Genomic DNA, 15,606 nt, shown 5'->3' on the forward strand with positions numbered 1-15,606 from the left:
TTGCAAAAAAGCTCAAATGATCAAATATTCCTGATCATCTGAGCCTTTTATGATTGAATATAGATCTTACAAAAGTGCTTTGGCAGCAATATCCGTACGGCTTTGCTTACCTTCGAAATCGATAACGCTAACCGCTTCATATGCACGAGCACGCGCTTCTGCAATATCTCGGCCGCGGCCTACTACGCCAAGCACACGTCCGCCATTGGTGACGAACTGTCCATCCTTCTCCGTTGTACCCGCATGGAATACGAGCGCTCCCTGTGCTTCCGCCTCTGCAAGACCTGTTATAACACGGCCTTTCGGATAAGATGCCGGGTAGCCTTCGGATGCGATAACGACACAAACCGCAGCTTCTTCGCTCCATTGAATATCCATTTGATCCAAACTGCCATCAAACGATGCCAGTACGATGTCTAGCAAATCGGTTTTCAAACGCGGCAGTACAACCTGGGTTTCTGGATCGCCCATTCGGGCATTAAATTCGATCGTCTTTGGGCCATCCTTCGTAATCATGAGACCCGCGAACAGAACGCCGCGGAACGGACGTCCTTCACTAACCATTGCTTTAGCGGTCGGAATAATAATATTAGCAATCGACTCGTCAATGATCGCTTGATCGATATGCGGCAGAGGTGAATATGTGCCCATACCGCCTGTGTTTGGACCTTTATCCCCGTCGAAAATCGGCTTATGGTCCTGAGCAGGAACCATCGCGCGAACCGTCTCGCCGTCAACAAATGCAAGGATCGACATTTCTTGGCCTATGAGACATTCCTCGATGACAATTTGGCTGCCCGCTTCGCCGAACACTTTATCAACCATCATCTCGCGCAGAGCCTTCTCCGCTTCTTCAAGAGTAGCTGCAACCGTTACCCCTTTGCCTGCCGCTAATCCGTCAGCCTTAATAACGATTGGAGCGGATTGCGTGTGCAAATAAGCCGAAGCTGACTCATAATCTGTGAAGGTCTCATATTTTGCAGTTGGAATATTGTATTTTTTCAGCAAATTTTTCATGAAAATTTTGCTACCTTCGATTTCCGCCGCGTTTTTGCGAGGTCCGTACGTTTGAATGCCTGCCGCTTCAAAAGCGTCAACAATACCGTCCGCAAGCGGATCATCCGGACCGACAAATACAAGATCAATTTGTGTATCCTTAGCAAAACGGATAAGCTCATCGAACTGTCCTACCGCAATCGGCACACATTCCGCTAGCTGCGAAATACCGGCATTGCCCGGCGCGCAAAAAATCTCTTTAACCTTCTCGCTTTTCTTCAGCGCCCAGACGATCGCATGCTCACGTCCGCCGCCGCCAATGACCAAAATGCGCATAGCAGATAACCTCCAAGTAACTCATTTATTTCGGGCGTATTAAGGCTCAGACTGGGACGTCCTCACTATATCTGAGGTATGAAAGCTCATTACTAGTGAAGCTACTTCACTAATCCCAGCCATATCCGATGCTTTGCACGGAATTAGTAAGGTAATGCTCATTACTGGTGAAGCTAACTCACAAATCCTCAGCGTATCCGTGGGCTGCACAGGGTTAGTGAGGTAATGCTCATTACTAGTGAAGCTACCTCTCTAATCCCAGCCATACCCGATGCTTTGCACGGAATTAGTGAGGTAAAGCTCATTACTGGTGAAGTTTTCTTCATGGGCAGTGAGTTTTACCTCACTATTGGCTTTTATACGGTAAAAACCTGCTTCGATTAATGAGTTTAGCTTCACTAATTTGTGAGGGTACCTCACTTATTCCAAACGCAACTGAGGCTTTTACGAAATTAGTGAGGTAATGCTCATTACTAGTGAGGCTACTTCACTAATCCTTGCCGTATCCGCTGATAGCACGGAATTAGTGAGGTAATGCTCATTACTAGTGAAGCTACCTCACTAATCCCAGCCATACCCGATGCTTTGCACGGAATTAGTGAGGTAATGCTCATTACTGGTGAAGTTACCTCACTAATCCCAGCCATACCCGATGCTTTGCACGGAATTAGTGAGGTAAAGCTCATAACTGGTGAAGTTTTCTTCATGGGCAGTGAGTTTTACCTCACTATTGGCTTTTATACGGGAAAACCTGCTTCGATTAATGAGTTTAGCTTCACTAATTTGTGAGGGTACCTCACTATCCTAACCACAACTGAAGCTTTGCACGGAATTAGTAAGGATAAGCTCATTACTAGTGAAGCTACTTCACTAATCTCAGCCATACCCGATGCTTTGCACGGAATTAGTGAGGTAATGCTCATTAGTAGTGAAGCTACTCCACTAATCCCTGCCGTGTCCGTGGGCTGCAACAGGGTTAGTGAGGTAATGCTCATTACTAATGAAGCTACCTCACTAATCCCAGCTAATCCCCAGCGTATCTATGGACTGCACAGGGTTAGTGAGGTAGAGCTCATCCGGAAGTGCTCAGTACTGTTGAGGTACTATACAAAGGGACATAATGAGCATAATGAGCACTCTCAATAAGACTGATTAGTGTTTAAAGTGACGAACGCCTGTCAGAACCATCGCAATGTTATGCGCGTTTGCAGCCGCAATCGACTCTTCGTCTTTTATCGAGCCACCTGGTTGAATGATTGCTGTAATGCCTGCTTTTGCTGCGAGCTCAACCGTATCGCCCATTGGGAAAAATGCATCCGACGCAAGAGCAGAACCCTTTGCCGCTTCGCCAGCCTGTTCAATCGCAATGCGCGCAGCGCCAACGCGGTTCATTTGACCAGCTCCAACACCAACTGTCATGTCGTCCTTCGCAAGCAAAATCGCATTCGATTTCACATGCTTAACGACCTTCCAGCCGAACAACAATTGCTTCATTTCTTCTTCAGTAGGCTTACGGTTGGTTACAACCTGCAAGTCTTCTTCTTTCACACTGTGCACATCACTCTCTTGCACAAGCATGCCGCCGTCAACCGACGTTACGTTCCATTCTGGTTTGCGTTCGCCAGCTGCGGTCAGTTGACCAAGCTTAAGCAAACGAATGTTTTTCTTCTTCGTCAGCACATCAAGTGCCTCAGGAGTAAAGTCCGGTGCAATAATAATTTCTAGGAAAATACCGCCAAGCAATTCAGCTGTATCCGCACCAATTGTACGGTTAGCAGCTACAATTCCACCAAAAATCGATGTAGGGTCAGCCGCGTATGCTTTTTGATACGCTTCGTGAATCGTAGCACCAATTCCTACGCCGCAAGGGTTCATATGTTTAACTGCTACTACTGCAGGCTCGTCAAATTCCTTAAGAATTGCAAGTGCAGCGTTCGCATCGCTAATGTTATTGTAGGAAAGCTCTTTGCCATGCAGCTGCTCAGCTGTTGTTACGCTGCCAGATGCTGCAAGCGGCTTGCTGTAAAATGCAGCTTTTTGATGTGGGTTTTCTCCGTAACGAAGATCCTGCACTTTCTCATAAGTAACTGTGTAAGTCTCAGGTAGAGGCTCACCCATTTGCTTCGAGAGGTAGTCTGCGATAAGTGAATCGTAAGAAGCCGTATGACGGAACACTTTTGCTGCAAGACGTTTACGAGTCTCAAGCGTTGTGTCACCTTGTGCTTTAACTTCTTCTATAATCGTTCCATAGTCTCCCGCGTCTACAACAACTGTTACGAAAGCGTGGTTTTTGGCTGCGGAACGAAGCATAGTAGGGCCGCCGATGTCGATGTTCTCAATAGCATCCTCATAAGAAACATCTGGCTTAGCAATCGTTTCTTTGAACGGATACAGGTTAACGATTACGAGGTCGATATAATCGAAACCAAGCTCCTTCATCGAATTCTGGTGCTCTTCGTTATCACGCACTGCAAGCAATCCGCTGTGTACGGCAGGATGCAATGTTTTGACGCGTCCATCCATAATTTCCGGGAAGCCTGTTACGTCAGAAATACCGATTACCGGGACGCCTTCCTTCTGCAGCAGGTTGAAAGTGCCGCCTGTAGAAATAATTTGCACACCTTGGTTCGCCAATTCTCTTGAAAACTCTACGATTCCAGTTTTATCGGAAACGCTGATTAACGCTCTACGAATAGCCATGCGAATTCCCTCCTCATCTAATTGAAAGCTTGTTTTATTAAGTTTAAAAAGTTTAAGAACAACAAATTATCTATAGCGTCTATAGTGTTTAAAGGCTGCATTCTTGGTTTTATCCACATGTGATTAGCTCCACTAATGAAAACTTTCATCCAAAGATGTTTATTTGAATGAGACGAGTGTCTTGTCCACATGTGTATAACTTATCTGAAATAAAAACTTACTTATCCACATGTGCTTTAATAACACTGACCGACCATTTAGCCAACAAATTAGCCAATTAGCATTCGTTAAAAGAGGTGCACTCGTGCTCCTCCTTATGCGGCTGCTTTCAGAACTTCCATGAATTCCAGGCACAATTGCACTTCTAGGCTCGCGTCTAGCTAGTTTTCACTTAGCTACTCTGCGACAGGTCAGCATTAGTCTATAGATCTACAGTTAGTTACGAGCGCACTGTCACGCGGCGACCATCCAGCGAGACGCGGCCCTGCGCGATGTGCTGGATGACCTGTGGCAGCAGCGCTTGTTCCGCTGCGTGAATTCGTTCGGCGAGCGAGCTTTCTGTATCCGCGTCCGCTACTTCAACTGGGCGCTGAGCGATGATCGGCCCGCTGTCCATGCCGCCGTCCACAAAGTGGACGGTGACGCCGGTCAGCTTGACGCCATATTCGAGCGCCTGCGCGATGCCGTTCACGCCGGGAAAAGACGGCAGCAGGGCTGGATGAATGTTAATCATCCGGCCGTAATACGGCTCAACCAGCACCGGCGTGATGATTCGCATGTAGCCAGCCAGCACGATTAGCTCAATACCGCGGCGCTGTAGCTCTGCTATAATTTCCGTCTCATAGGCTTCACGAGACGTGTAGTTCTTTGGCGTGAAAAGGAACGTGTCCACGCCAGCGCGTGCGGCACGTCCTACTACCGGAGCGGCAGGCTTGTCACAGACAAGAAGCTCGATGGTCCCATCGAGCTTCCCCTCCTGCACCGCATCCACAATCGCTTGGAAGTTCGTACCTTCTCCCGAAGCGAATACAGCGATGCGTAGTGCTCCCATTATACGTCCGCTCCTGTAAAGGTAACGATGCGATTTCCTTCCGTAACGGTACCAATTCGATATGCTTGCTCGCCAAGCTCACCCGCAATACGCAACGCTTCGTTTGCTTGGTCAGCTGGAACAACTACTACTAGTCCAACGCCCATATTGAAAGTCGTGAACATATCACGATTTGTAATGTCGCCTTTATTTTGCATCAATTCAAAAATCGGTAGAATCGGCCATGAGCCGTATTCGATATCGACGTTTACTCCGTCAGGAAGCACCCGAGGGATATTTTCGATAAAACCGCCGCCTGTAATATGCGCCATACCTTTCACTTCAACCTGCTCAACCAGCTTAAGTGCTGATTTCACATAGATGCGTGTAGGCTCGATCAACACATCGCCAAGCTTCGCACCGCCAAGCTCTGCCAGCTCTTGGTCTAGCGTATAGCCAGCATCCTCAAGCAGCAAGCGACGAACAAGGGAGAAACCGTTACTGTGAATACCGCTGGAAGCAAAGCCGATAACTGCATCTCCGGCAGCAATTGTGGATCCATCAATCATTTTTTTCTTATCCACAATACCAACCGTAAAGCCCGCGATATCGTATTCTCCGCCTTGATACATACCTGGCATCTCAGCTGTTTCCCCGCCAATTAATGCGCAGCCCGCTTGCATGCAGCCTTCCGAAATGCCTTTAACGATCGCTTCGATCTTCTCAGGCACTACTTTATCGCAAGCTAGGTAATCAAGGAAAAACAAAGGCTCAGCGCCTTGTACGATAATATCATTTACACACATTGCTACAGCATCGATGCCGATCGTGTCATGTTTGTCCATTGCAAAAGCAAGCTTCAGCTTTGTTCCGACTCCATCCGTACCAGATACCAACACGGGCTCATCGTACTTGTCCTTGTTCAAGCTGAATAGTCCGCCGAAGCCACCGAGCTCTGCCAGCACCTCTGGACGGTAAGTCCGCTTTACGTGCTTCTTCATACGTTCAACCGCTTCGTTGCCCGCCGCTATATCGACGCCGGCTTTTTTGTACGCTTCTGACACTTTCGGTCAACTCCTTAACTGGTTTAGGAGCAGCATTCACTCCATAGGGATAATCTTTTTTACTATTTAATTAGCAGCTGCAGCTTTTGTCTGACTCTTCGTTAACCGGTGTTGGGTAGTCGTTATCGAAGCATGCTAAACACATACCGCGATTGTACGCTCCGTCATTGCCGCCAACTGATTCAACAAAGCCTTCGTTGCTTAGGAATGATAAAGTGTCCGCATTGATTTGCTTCCGTATCTCTTCAATCGTACGGGAAGAAGCGATAAGCTCCTTGCGATCAGGTGTATCTATGCCATAGTAGCAAGGGTTTTTGAAAGGCGGCGATGTGATTCGCACATGCACCTCGGTCGCTCCCGCTTCGCGAAGCAGGTTCACGATACGAAGTGATGTCGTACCGCGCACGATTGAATCATCGATCATGACGACGCGTTTTCCTTCTACGACTTTACGAACGGCGGACAGCTTCATCTTCACACCCTTCTCGCGAAGCTCTTGAGAAGGCTGAATGAAGGTACGGCCTGTATATTTATTTTTGATCAAGCCCAGCTCGTAAGGAATGCCCGTTTGCTCTGCATAACCAATCGCCGCTGAAATACTTGAATCGGGAACACCCGTTACAATATCCGCATCAACAAATGATTCTGATGCAAGCTGACGCCCCATACGTTTGCGCGCCATATGAATGTTAATACCATTAATATCACTGTCTGGACGAGCAAAATAGATATATTCCATCGCGCATGTCGCGCGGCGGTCAACCTCAGCGTAACGATCCTCGCGCATACCGTCCTTGTCGAGAATAAGCAATTCGCCCGGCTGTACGTCACGCTCATAAACTGCGCCAATCGTCTCAAACGCACAGGATTCAGAGGAGAATACATATCCTTCTCCAATACGTCCCATAACGAGCGGACGAAGAGCGTGCGGATCAGCTGCGACAAGCAGCTTATCATTGGTCATAAGCAAAAATGCGAATCCACCAATAAGGCGCTGCAAAGCTTCCTTAGCTGCCGTCTCGAAATCCTTAGGCGAGCGTGCAATGAGATGGGCAATAACCTCAGTGTCGCTTGACGTTTGGAAGATCGAGCCTTGCATTTCCAGCTCACGACGAATTTCCGGAGCGTTTACGATATTACCGTTCGTAGCAACTGCAAGGTCGCCGTCACGGTAGCGGAATATAAGCGGCTGCGCGTTGGCAAGCTTGCTTTCCCCTGCTGTCGAGTAGCGAACATGCCCGATTGAGCGGTCGCCCGCCAAAGTATCGAGCTTATCCTTATCGAATACTTCCTTAACAAGACCCATTCCGCGGTGATAAGCAAATTTATTGCCATTGCTTGTATCAACCGTACAAATACCCGCACTTTCTTCGCCGCGATGCTGAAGCGCATGAAGACCATAATAAGAAAGGTTGGACGCTTCGGGGAGATTAAAAACCCCGAATACGCCGCATTCTTCACGCAATTTGTCAAACATATCGTCACGGCCAATGCCTTCGTTATAGTAGTCTCCCGTCCATAGCAGAGGCTCCTGTCTTATTTTTTCATCAGACATGGAATCGCATCCTTCCAGACCTTCTCCAGTTGTTGTACCGGCGCTTGAATGCCGGATTTTCCGTTGATGCTGATAGTCAGGCTGCTGCCTTGAACTGTACCGACTTGCGTGTTAACAACACCTTGCTCTGTAAGCATTGCTTGCAATGCAGCAGCTTGTTCTGGCTTAGCTGACAGCAAAATACGTGATTGCGATTCACTGAACAATAGGTGATCTGCACGAAGCTCAGATGTAAGAGCAACCTGTGCACCTAGACGACCGCTAATGCAAGATTCAGCAACAGCAACCGCAATACCGCCCTCAGACAAGTCATGCGCTGAAGCTACAAGACCTTTTTGAATAGCTGCAAGAACGGTATCTAGTACTTTCTTCTCTGTAGCTAGGTCAATTTCAGGAGGACGACCAGAAGGAGCGCCTTGCATTACATATTGCAATTCACTTCCGCCAAGCTCCGCTTTCGTCTCGCCAACGAGAATGATAACGTCGCCTTCTGCTTTAAAGCCTTGTGTCGTAATGTGATCCGTGTCATGTACGAGACCAACCATACCGATAACCGGTGTCGGGTAAATAGCACCTTTAGCGTTCTCGTTGTACAAGCTCACGTTACCGCCGATAACCGGCGTATCAAGAATGACGCAAGCTTCTGACATACCGTCAGCTGACTTCTCAAGCTGCCAGAATACTTCCGGCTTTTCAGGGTTACCAAAGTTCAAGTTATCTGTAACAGCAAGCGGCTGTGCGCCGGAACAAACGATATTACGAGCTGCTTCCGCAACCGAGATACGTCCGCCTACCTCAGGATCAAGGTACACATAACGTCCGTTACAGTCCGTTGTCATCGCAAGCGCTTTGCGTGTGCCGCGAATCGTAACCACTGCAGCGTCTGAACCCGGTTGAACAGCAGTAGATGTGCGAACCATGTAATCGTATTGATTATAAACCCACTCTTTGCTAGCTACAGTCGGGGAAGCAAGTACCTTCTCCAATGCGCCAGTCAAATCTGTAATCTCGGCAAAATCATTTGTGTCGATAGCGCCATTTTCGCTAAAATAAGCAGGCTCTTTGGAAGGCTTGTCGTATACTGGGCACTCGTCAACGAGCGCTTTAACCGGCATATCAGCAACCTCTTGGCCTTGGTGGAACAAACGAAGACGTCCGTCATCCGTCACTTTACCTACTTTGGCGCAAATAATGCCCCAACGTTCGAAAATTTCCATCGCTTGAGCTTCGTGATGCGGCTCAACAACGAAGAGCATACGCTCTTGCGACTCAGAAAGCATCATTTCGTAAGGTGTCATACCTGTCTCACGTTGAGGTACTTCGTCCAGGTAAAGCTCAAGGCCGTTACCCGCTTTGGAAGCCATCTCCGCGCTGGAGCAAGTAAGACCCGCTGCGCCCATATCTTGAATTCCAACTACGATGCCGGAATCGATTAACTCAAGCGTTGCTTCCATTACAAGCTTCTCCATGAATGGATCGCCGACTTGAACAGCCGTACGTTTCTCTTCGGATTCCTCGGATAGCTCAACAGAAGCGAATGTAGCTCCGTGAATACCATCGCGTCCAGTAGCAGGCCCTACATAGAATACCGGGTTGCCGATACCTTTTGCGACGCCGCGCTGAATTTTATCATGATCGATTAGACCAACGCACATTGCGTTTACTAGCGGGTTGCCCTCGTAGCTTTCGTCGAACATAATTTCTCCCGCAACCGTCGGAATACCGATACAGTTACCGTAGCCAGCAATACCACTGACAACATTTTCGAACAAATATTTAACCCGTTCATTTTCCAGACGGCCAAAACGCAAGCTGTTCAGCAATGCGATTGGACGAGCGCCCATGGAGAAAATATCACGGATAATGCCGCCCACACCCGTTGCCGCCCCTTGGTAAGGCTCAACCGCGGATGGATGGTTATGTGATTCTATTTTGAATACGACCGCTTGATTATCGCCGATGTCAACGATACCCGCGCCTTCGCCAGGTCCCATAAGTACGCGAGGTCCTGTGATCGGGAATTTTTTCAAAATAGGCTTAGAGTTTTTGTAAGAGCAATGCTCCGACCACATGACGCTGAATACGCCAATCTCTGTGTAGTTGGGCTTACGGCCGAGAAAGCCGCAGATAAGCTCAAATTCATAGTCGGATACGCCAAATTGGCTATAAATTCGTTGATCGGCGATTTGATCTGCCGTCGGTTCCTTAGCTGTTAACTGCTGCGCCATGTTGTTCCCTCCATGCATTCAAAATCGATGTAAACATCCGTTTGCCATCTTCAGAGCCAAGAATTTGATCAATCGCGCGCTCTGGATGCGGCATCATGCCGACAACGTTACCCGCTTTGTTGCTGATGCCCGCAATGTTTTCTACTGAACCGTTAGGGTTCGTGTCTCCCGCATAGCGGAAAACAATTTGATCATTTGCTTTAAGCTCAGCCAGTGTCGCGTCATCGCAGAAGTAGTTGCCTTCGCCGTGTGCGATCGGTATATTAATAATTTCACCTTGCGAATATTGATTCGTAAATGCCGTTTTATTGGTCGCTACTTCAAGCTGTGCTTGGTGGCAGCGGAATTTTAGACCATTGTTGCGGATCAGAGCGCCTGGCAATAGGCCGGCTTCTGTCAATATTTGAAATCCGTTGCAAATGCCAAGGATATACTTACCTGCTTCAGCCGCTTTTTTCACTTCACTCATAACAGCCGCGAACTGGGCAATCGCGCCGCAGCGCAGATAGTCACCGTAGGAGAAGCCTCCAGGCACTAGAATAGCGTCATACGACGATAAATCTGTAGCTGTATGCCAAACGTAGTCAACAGACTGGCCGATTGTATCTTCCACTGCTTTGTAGCAATCGATGTCGCAATTGGAGCCAGGAAATACAAGTACCGCAAACTTCATCGTCTTATCCCTCCAGCTCAAAACGGTAATCTTCAACAACTGTGTTCGCGAACAATTTCTCGCACATTGCTTTTACTTTAATTTCAGCTTCAGCACGGTCAGTTGTATCAAGCTCAAGCTCCAAATATTTTCCGATGCGAACTTTGCTGACTTCAGAGAAGCCAAGTGTGTGTAGTGCGCCTTGCACAGCTGTTCCTTGTGGATCCAAAACGTTTTGTTTGATGGTGACGTATACGGTAGCCTTCATAATAGCCTCCTGGAAATGTGAGTTTTCCTCATAGGGAACATTGATGAAAATGTGCTGGTCGCTCGGGCGCGTGGGTTATTGCCTGCGTCGCTGTTGAAGCCGGGAAATTTGATTACACGCTGAGCGGTAATTTCCCGGGCTTCAAGAAGCGATCGCTTCGCTCTTCGGCAACAACCCTCGCTCTCCGAGCTTACACATTTTCACAGTGAAACCCTTTGAGGGTGGTCGGTGAAGCAAGTTGCTAGCGGCAGCGCGCTTTAGCGCTGGCCGCTGTAACGTAGCGAGCGCCGCGATTAGCGCGCTTTGCCTGTGCGTTGCGAGCTTTGCGCGATGCTTAAGCTCTGTTTGTTGTGCAGGTGCAGCAGCGCTCTCGCTGGCTGCCTGCTTTAGGGCTGGATCAGCCGCGCTTTGCTGGCTGATTCTTTGTGTCGTCGATGCTTTGCTCGACGATGAGATTGACAGCCGCGCTTTGCTGGCTGTTGCTTTGTGTCGTCGATGCTTTGCTCGACGGTTGGATTAACAGCCGCGCTTTGCTGGCTGTTTCTTACGTGTCGTCGATGCTTTGCTCGACGCTGTAGAGATTAACAGCCGCGCTTTGCTGGTTGCGGGCTTTATAGTTCAACGCCGGTTAAGCGGCGGTAGATGTCGCGGTAGCGGGCCGTTGTTTCGGCTACTACGGAGTCAGGCAATGGTGCTGGTTTGCTGTCTCGGTCCCAATCGGAGCCGAGCAGGTAGGTGCGCACCGGTTCTTTGTCCATACTGTCGATCTCAATATCCAGAGCGTAGTTGCCTTGAGCCCAGAAGCGTGAGGAATCCGGTGTAAAGATTTCGTCAATCAGGATGACTTTGCCGTCAATAAGACCAAATTCGAATTTGCAGTCGGCAAGGATGATGCCGCGCTCCGCGCAATAAGCATGAGCGAATGAGTACAGCTTGATGCTGTGGTCGCGAAGCTCTTCCGCAAGCTCAGCTCCGACTAGCTCGGACATTTTTTCGAAAGGAATATCCTCGTCATGTCCGACATCGTTTTTAGCTGCCGGTGTGAAGATCGGCTCTGGAAAACGCTCGTTTTTGCGCATGCCCGCTGGAAGCTCAATTCCGTTAATCGCGGACGTTTGTTGGTATTGTCTCCAACCTCCGCCTGTGATATAGCCGCGAACGACACATTCGATGTCTATGCGCTCAGCTTTGCGAGTAACCATAATACGATTTTTGAGTAATTCAGGCTCCGTTACGATATCTCCGAGCTTCTCCACATCTGTGTGCACAACGTGGTTTGTCTGAATATCAGCCGTTTGCTCAAACCAGTAAGCGGACAAACTGTTAAGCACATTGCCCTTGTCCGGTACCGCCGGGTCAAGCACATAGTCAAACGCCGAGATGCGATCAGTTACTACGATCAGGAAATGCTCACCAAGATCATACAGCTCGCGAACTTTACCTTTATAAATAAGCGGAGCCTTTACATAATCGACAGCAGTTGATAAAGCTTGCGTTAGTGCAGTCATCAGGCCAGCCTCCTTCTTAGATCAATCCCAGACGTGTGAATATCGTATCGACATGCTTTAGATGCCACGCCGGGTTAAAGCAATCATCGATTTCTTCTGTGGACAGCACGCTTGTAATCTCTTCCGTAGCTCCAACGATGTCGCGGAACTGCTGCTGTGTTTCCCACGCTTGCATAGCGCGCGGTTGAACCGTGTCGTATGCTTTCTCGCGGCTGAAGCCTTTGTCGATCAGCTTCGTCAGTACTCGGCCGGAGAATGGTACGCCGTATGTCGCTTGCATGTTGCGCTTCATGTTCTCAGGGAACACTTGAAGATTGTTAATAATGTTGCCGAGACGGTTAAGCATGTAGTTAAGAAGCATTGTCGCATCCGGCAAAATAATCCGTTCAACCGATGAATGGCTGATGTCGCGTTCATGCCAAAGCGGTACGTTCTCGTAAGCTGTAATCATATGACCGCGAATAACACGAGATAGACCGGATATATTTTCACAGCCGATTGGGTTGCGTTTATGCGGCATTGCCGATGAGCCCTTTTGACCTTTTGCAAATGGCTCTTCCACTTCACGGAACTCACTCTTCTGAAGGGCGCGAATTTCTGTTGCAAACTTGTCTAGTGATGAAGCAACTAGAGCGAGCATCGCCATATATTCAGCATGACGGTCACGTTGAAGCGTTTGTGTCGAAATCGGTGCCGCTTTAATGCCGAGCTTGTTGCAGACGAACTCTTCAACAAAAGGATCGATGTCCGCGAACGTTCCAACTGCTCCGGACATTTTGCCGAACTGAACGCCGTTAGCCGCATGATGGAAACGCTCCAGGTTGCGCTTCATTTCCTCGTACCAAAGCGCCATTTTCAAGCCGAAAGTTGTTGGCTGCGCGTGAACGCCATGAGTACGTCCCATCATTGGAGTATCTTTATATTGGATCGCTTTATTACGAAGAATCTCAATAAAACGCTCGATGTCTTTGACCAAAATTTCGTTAGCTTGTAGCAACAAGTAGCCAAGAGCTGTATCCACTACATCTGTTGACGTCAGGCCATAGTGCACCCACTTGCCCTCTGGACCAGCCTTCTCCGATACAGCGCGAGTAAACGCGATAACGTCGTGGCGAGTATCTAATTCAATTTCATAGATACGATCAATATCGAAATCAGCGGAGGCGCGAAGCGCTACTACATCTTCCTTCGGAATGGCGCCTAGCTCAGCCCAAGCCTCGCATGCGCAAAGCTCAACCTCTAACCAAGCTTTGAATTTGTTTTCTTCTGTCCAAATTGCTCTCATTTCCGGTCTGCTGTAACGCTCTAACATCAATCATTCACACCTTCCAAATAGTTGTTTCTTCAATCCAGCTAAGCGCTGTATCTGTATCCTTCGCCAACACGTTTACATGTCCCATTTTCCGTTTCACAACTGCTTCCTTTTTTCCGTACAAATGAATCTTAGGCGCTGCATGAAGCCGCTCTGCTGATTCATCATGCCGAGACATTAAAGCTAGCAGCGGCTCGACATGCTCGCCTAGCACATTGACCATAACAACCGGGCTCATTAACGTCGTATCGCCAAGCGGCAGATTGCAAATCGCACGAACATGCTGCTCGAATTGCGAGGTCCGACAAGCCTCCATCGTGTAATGTCCGCTGTTATGCGGCCTAGGAGCCAGCTCGTTTACGTAAAGCTCACCATCCGCCGTAACGAACAATTCCACCGCTATAAGCCCAACAACGCCAAGCCCCTCCGCGATTCGCATCGCAAGCCGTTCTGCTTCACGCTGCAAAGCTTCACTAATACGTGCAGGAACGATTGATAAATGCAATATATTATCGACGTGAATATTTTCCGCCGCGGGGAACGCTTTTATTTCCCCCTGCGGGCTTCGTGCCGCTATAACTGATAATTCCTTGTCAAATCGAATGAACTGCTCTAATACAAGCTGGACACGAGCGCGCGATAACGTCTCGTAGGCTTCCTCAATTTCGCTCTCGCTGCGAATGACCCATTGGCCTTTGCCGTCGTAGCCGCCCATTGCCGTCTTCAGTACGCAAGGCGTTCCGAATCGCGCTACTCCCTCGCGCAGCTCCTCAACGCTGCGAACTTCACAATAGGGTGCTACTCGCACGCCCGCTGCTTCTATCGCCTGCTTCTCGCGCAGCCGATGCTGCGTCGTATATAGAAGCTTGCTGCCCTGAGGAACATATGATTCCTCCATTAACATGGCAGCTACTTCGGCGTCAACATTTTCAAACTCGTACGTAATGACATCGGAACGCTTTGCTAGTTCTCTCGCCGCTTCACGATTGTCATAAGCAGCGATAATCTGTTCCGCTACTTGACCGCAAGGCGCATCCTGCGTTGGATCAAGCGCTATGAATCGATAACCCATTGCGCTGCCTGCGTTTGCCATCATCCGGCCAAGCTGACCGCCGCCTAGAATACCTATCGTACTGCCTGGCAGCAACGTCCTTGCCGTCTCGTCCAAGTTCTGCTTGTCCGCTCCATTACTCATAGCGTCTCGCTGCTTTCAAGAACCTCTTGCTTCACGCGCTCACGACGAGCCTCAACGCGCGCTTGTATCTCAGGATCAAATGCTCCGATCATCTGCGCTGCAAGCAGGCCCGCATTCGTGCCGCCCGCATTGCCGATCGCTACCGTTGCTACCGGTATGCCTCCTGGCATCTGTACGATCGACAGCAGAGAATCAAGCCCGCTCAAATTCGACGACTTCACAGGAACGCCAATGACCGGCAAAATCGTCTTCGCAGCGACCATGCCGGGCAAGTGTGCAGCTCCGCCGGCTCCCGCAATAATGACCTTAAGCCCCCGCGCTACAGCAGTTTCCGCATATTCAAACATGAGATCTGGCGTTCGATGCGCCGAAACCACTTTTTTCTCATAAGGAATTTGTAATTCCTCCAAAATGTCGCAGGCCAATTTCATTGTGTCCCAATCCGACTTACTACCCATGATGACGCCTACTTTCGCAGACATGAGATCAAACCCACTTTCGTATATAAGAATAAAAACCATTAAACTATAATTCTATAATGCCTTGTTGAAACAGAAAAAACCCGTCAGCAACCATCAAATAGGAATGCCGCAGGACCGGAGCCGAAGCAGAGACCATCATACGCTTAAAAGCAAGGTCAAATAGGCTTCACTTCAATGAATACAAGAAAACGACGCAATTACAGCCTAAGCGACAACAAAAGACTTCTACATAATAGAAGATGCCCCGTCCACCCTAGAAAAATGCCATAATAATACTGCT

At 48.8% G+C, this 15,606-nt stretch carries 14 protein-coding genes; 2 read left to right on the forward strand and 12 right to left on the reverse strand.

Going from position 1 to position 15,606, the window contains the following annotated elements:
- Window positions 1-66 precede the first annotated feature (66 nt).
- A complete protein-coding gene (gene purD, locus AC0YN7_RS23045) occupies window positions 67-1,332 on the reverse strand; it encodes a phosphoribosylamine--glycine ligase (protein WP_475812372.1) in 1,266 nt (421 codons plus the stop codon).
- A gap of 225 nt (window positions 1,333-1,557) precedes the next feature.
- Between purD and AC0YN7_RS23050 the strand changes: the two genes are divergently transcribed.
- Together AC0YN7_RS23050 and AC0YN7_RS23055 are read left to right on the forward strand one after the other, a co-directional pair.
- On the forward strand, window positions 1,558-1,716 hold the full coding sequence (locus AC0YN7_RS23050; protein ID WP_475812373.1) for a hypothetical protein: 159 nt from the start codon (window positions 1,558-1,560) through the stop codon (window positions 1,714-1,716).
- A 150-nt stretch (window positions 1,717-1,866) separates the two neighbouring features.
- Window positions 1,867-2,121 carry a hypothetical protein gene (locus tag AC0YN7_RS23055; RefSeq protein ID WP_475812374.1) on the forward strand — a complete coding sequence of 85 codons (255 nt, stop codon included), beginning with the start codon at window positions 1,867-1,869 and terminating at the stop codon, window positions 2,119-2,121.
- A 363-nt stretch (window positions 2,122-2,484) separates the two neighbouring features.
- Here the strand turns inward: AC0YN7_RS23055 and purH are convergent, their stop codons facing one another.
- From purH to purE, 11 genes are all read right to left on the reverse strand, one after another.
- Window positions 2,485-4,032 (reverse strand): bifunctional phosphoribosylaminoimidazolecarboxamide formyltransferase/IMP cyclohydrolase, encoded by a 1,548-nt coding sequence (gene purH, locus AC0YN7_RS23060; protein WP_475812375.1) that lies wholly within the window; start codon window positions 4,030-4,032, stop codon window positions 2,485-2,487.
- Between the two features lie 439 nt (window positions 4,033-4,471).
- On the reverse strand, window positions 4,472-5,083 hold the full coding sequence (gene purN, locus AC0YN7_RS23065; protein ID WP_475812376.1) for a phosphoribosylglycinamide formyltransferase: 612 nt from the start codon (window positions 5,081-5,083) through the stop codon (window positions 4,472-4,474).
- Window positions 5,083-6,126, reverse strand: coding sequence for a phosphoribosylformylglycinamidine cyclo-ligase (gene purM, locus AC0YN7_RS23070; RefSeq protein ID WP_475812377.1), 1,044 nt, complete (start codon window positions 6,124-6,126; stop codon window positions 5,083-5,085). Before purM ends, purN begins: the two co-directional genes overlap by 1 nt.
- A gap of 70 nt (window positions 6,127-6,196) precedes the next feature.
- Complete coding sequence (purF, locus tag AC0YN7_RS23075; protein WP_475812378.1) at window positions 6,197-7,681, reverse strand: amidophosphoribosyltransferase; 1,485 nt, start codon at window positions 7,679-7,681, stop codon at window positions 6,197-6,199.
- Window positions 7,663-9,909, reverse strand: coding sequence for a phosphoribosylformylglycinamidine synthase subunit PurL (gene purL / locus AC0YN7_RS23080; protein ID WP_475812379.1), 2,247 nt, complete (start codon window positions 9,907-9,909; stop codon window positions 7,663-7,665). The genes purF and purL overlap by 19 nt, the downstream gene beginning before the upstream one ends.
- Window positions 9,887-10,582 (reverse strand): phosphoribosylformylglycinamidine synthase subunit PurQ, encoded by a 696-nt coding sequence (purQ, locus tag AC0YN7_RS23085; RefSeq protein WP_475812380.1) that lies wholly within the window; start codon window positions 10,580-10,582, stop codon window positions 9,887-9,889. Before purQ ends, purL begins: the two co-directional genes overlap by 23 nt.
- A 4-nt stretch (window positions 10,583-10,586) precedes the next feature.
- Window positions 10,587-10,832 (reverse strand): phosphoribosylformylglycinamidine synthase subunit PurS, encoded by a 246-nt coding sequence (gene purS / locus AC0YN7_RS23090; RefSeq protein ID WP_475812438.1) that lies wholly within the window; start codon window positions 10,830-10,832, stop codon window positions 10,587-10,589.
- Window positions 10,833-11,440: 608 nt separating this feature from the next.
- Entirely contained in the window at window positions 11,441-12,337 is an 897-nt protein-coding gene (locus AC0YN7_RS23095) for a phosphoribosylaminoimidazolesuccinocarboxamide synthase (protein WP_475812381.1), read from the reverse strand.
- A 16-nt stretch (window positions 12,338-12,353) separates the two neighbouring features.
- Window positions 12,354-13,649 (reverse strand): adenylosuccinate lyase, encoded by a 1,296-nt coding sequence (purB, locus tag AC0YN7_RS23100; RefSeq protein ID WP_475812439.1) that lies wholly within the window; start codon window positions 13,647-13,649, stop codon window positions 12,354-12,356.
- Between the two features lie 7 nt (window positions 13,650-13,656).
- Complete coding sequence (gene purK, locus AC0YN7_RS23105) at window positions 13,657-14,844, reverse strand: 5-(carboxyamino)imidazole ribonucleotide synthase (protein ID WP_475812382.1); 1,188 nt, start codon at window positions 14,842-14,844, stop codon at window positions 13,657-13,659.
- Window positions 14,841-15,326: a 5-(carboxyamino)imidazole ribonucleotide mutase gene (gene purE, locus AC0YN7_RS23110; protein ID WP_475812383.1), complete on the reverse strand. Its 486-nt coding sequence runs from the start codon at window positions 15,324-15,326 to the stop codon at window positions 14,841-14,843. Before purE ends, purK begins: the two co-directional genes overlap by 4 nt.
- Window positions 15,327-15,606 lie beyond the last annotated feature (280 nt).

This window comes from Paenibacillus sp. J31R122 (assembly GCF_056269185.1).

Excerpts from the sequence above, each read along its gene's own strand:
- purD (WP_475812372.1), bottom strand. The coding sequence starts at position 1,332 with ATGCGCATTTTGGTCATTGGCGGCGGCGGACGTGAGCATGCGATCGTC.
- purB (WP_475812439.1), bottom strand. The coding sequence starts at position 13,649 with ATGTTAGAGCGTTACAGCAGACCGGAAATGAGAGCAATTTGGACAGAA.
- purL (WP_475812379.1), bottom strand. The coding sequence starts at position 9,909 with ATGGCGCAGCAGTTAACAGCTAAGGAACCGACGGCAGATCAAATCGCC.
- purN (WP_475812376.1), bottom strand. The coding sequence starts at position 5,083 with ATGGGAGCACTACGCATCGCTGTATTCGCTTCGGGAGAAGGTACGAAC.
- AC0YN7_RS23095 (WP_475812381.1), bottom strand. The coding sequence starts at position 12,337 with ATGACTGCACTAACGCAAGCTTTATCAACTGCTGTCGATTATGTAAAG.
- AC0YN7_RS23050 (WP_475812373.1), top strand. The coding sequence starts at position 1,558 with ATGCTCATTACTAGTGAAGCTACCTCTCTAATCCCAGCCATACCCGAT.
- purK (WP_475812382.1), bottom strand. The coding sequence starts at position 14,844 with ATGAGTAATGGAGCGGACAAGCAGAACTTGGACGAGACGGCAAGGACG.
- purE (WP_475812383.1), bottom strand. The coding sequence starts at position 15,326 with ATGTCTGCGAAAGTAGGCGTCATCATGGGTAGTAAGTCGGATTGGGAC.
- AC0YN7_RS23055 (WP_475812374.1), top strand. The coding sequence starts at position 1,867 with ATGCTCATTACTAGTGAAGCTACCTCACTAATCCCAGCCATACCCGAT.
- purQ (WP_475812380.1), bottom strand. The coding sequence starts at position 10,582 with ATGAAGTTTGCGGTACTTGTATTTCCTGGCTCCAATTGCGACATCGAT.
- purH (WP_475812375.1), bottom strand. The coding sequence starts at position 4,032 with ATGGCTATTCGTAGAGCGTTAATCAGCGTTTCCGATAAAACTGGAATC.
- purF (WP_475812378.1), bottom strand. The coding sequence starts at position 7,681 with ATGTCTGATGAAAAAATAAGACAGGAGCCTCTGCTATGGACGGGAGAC.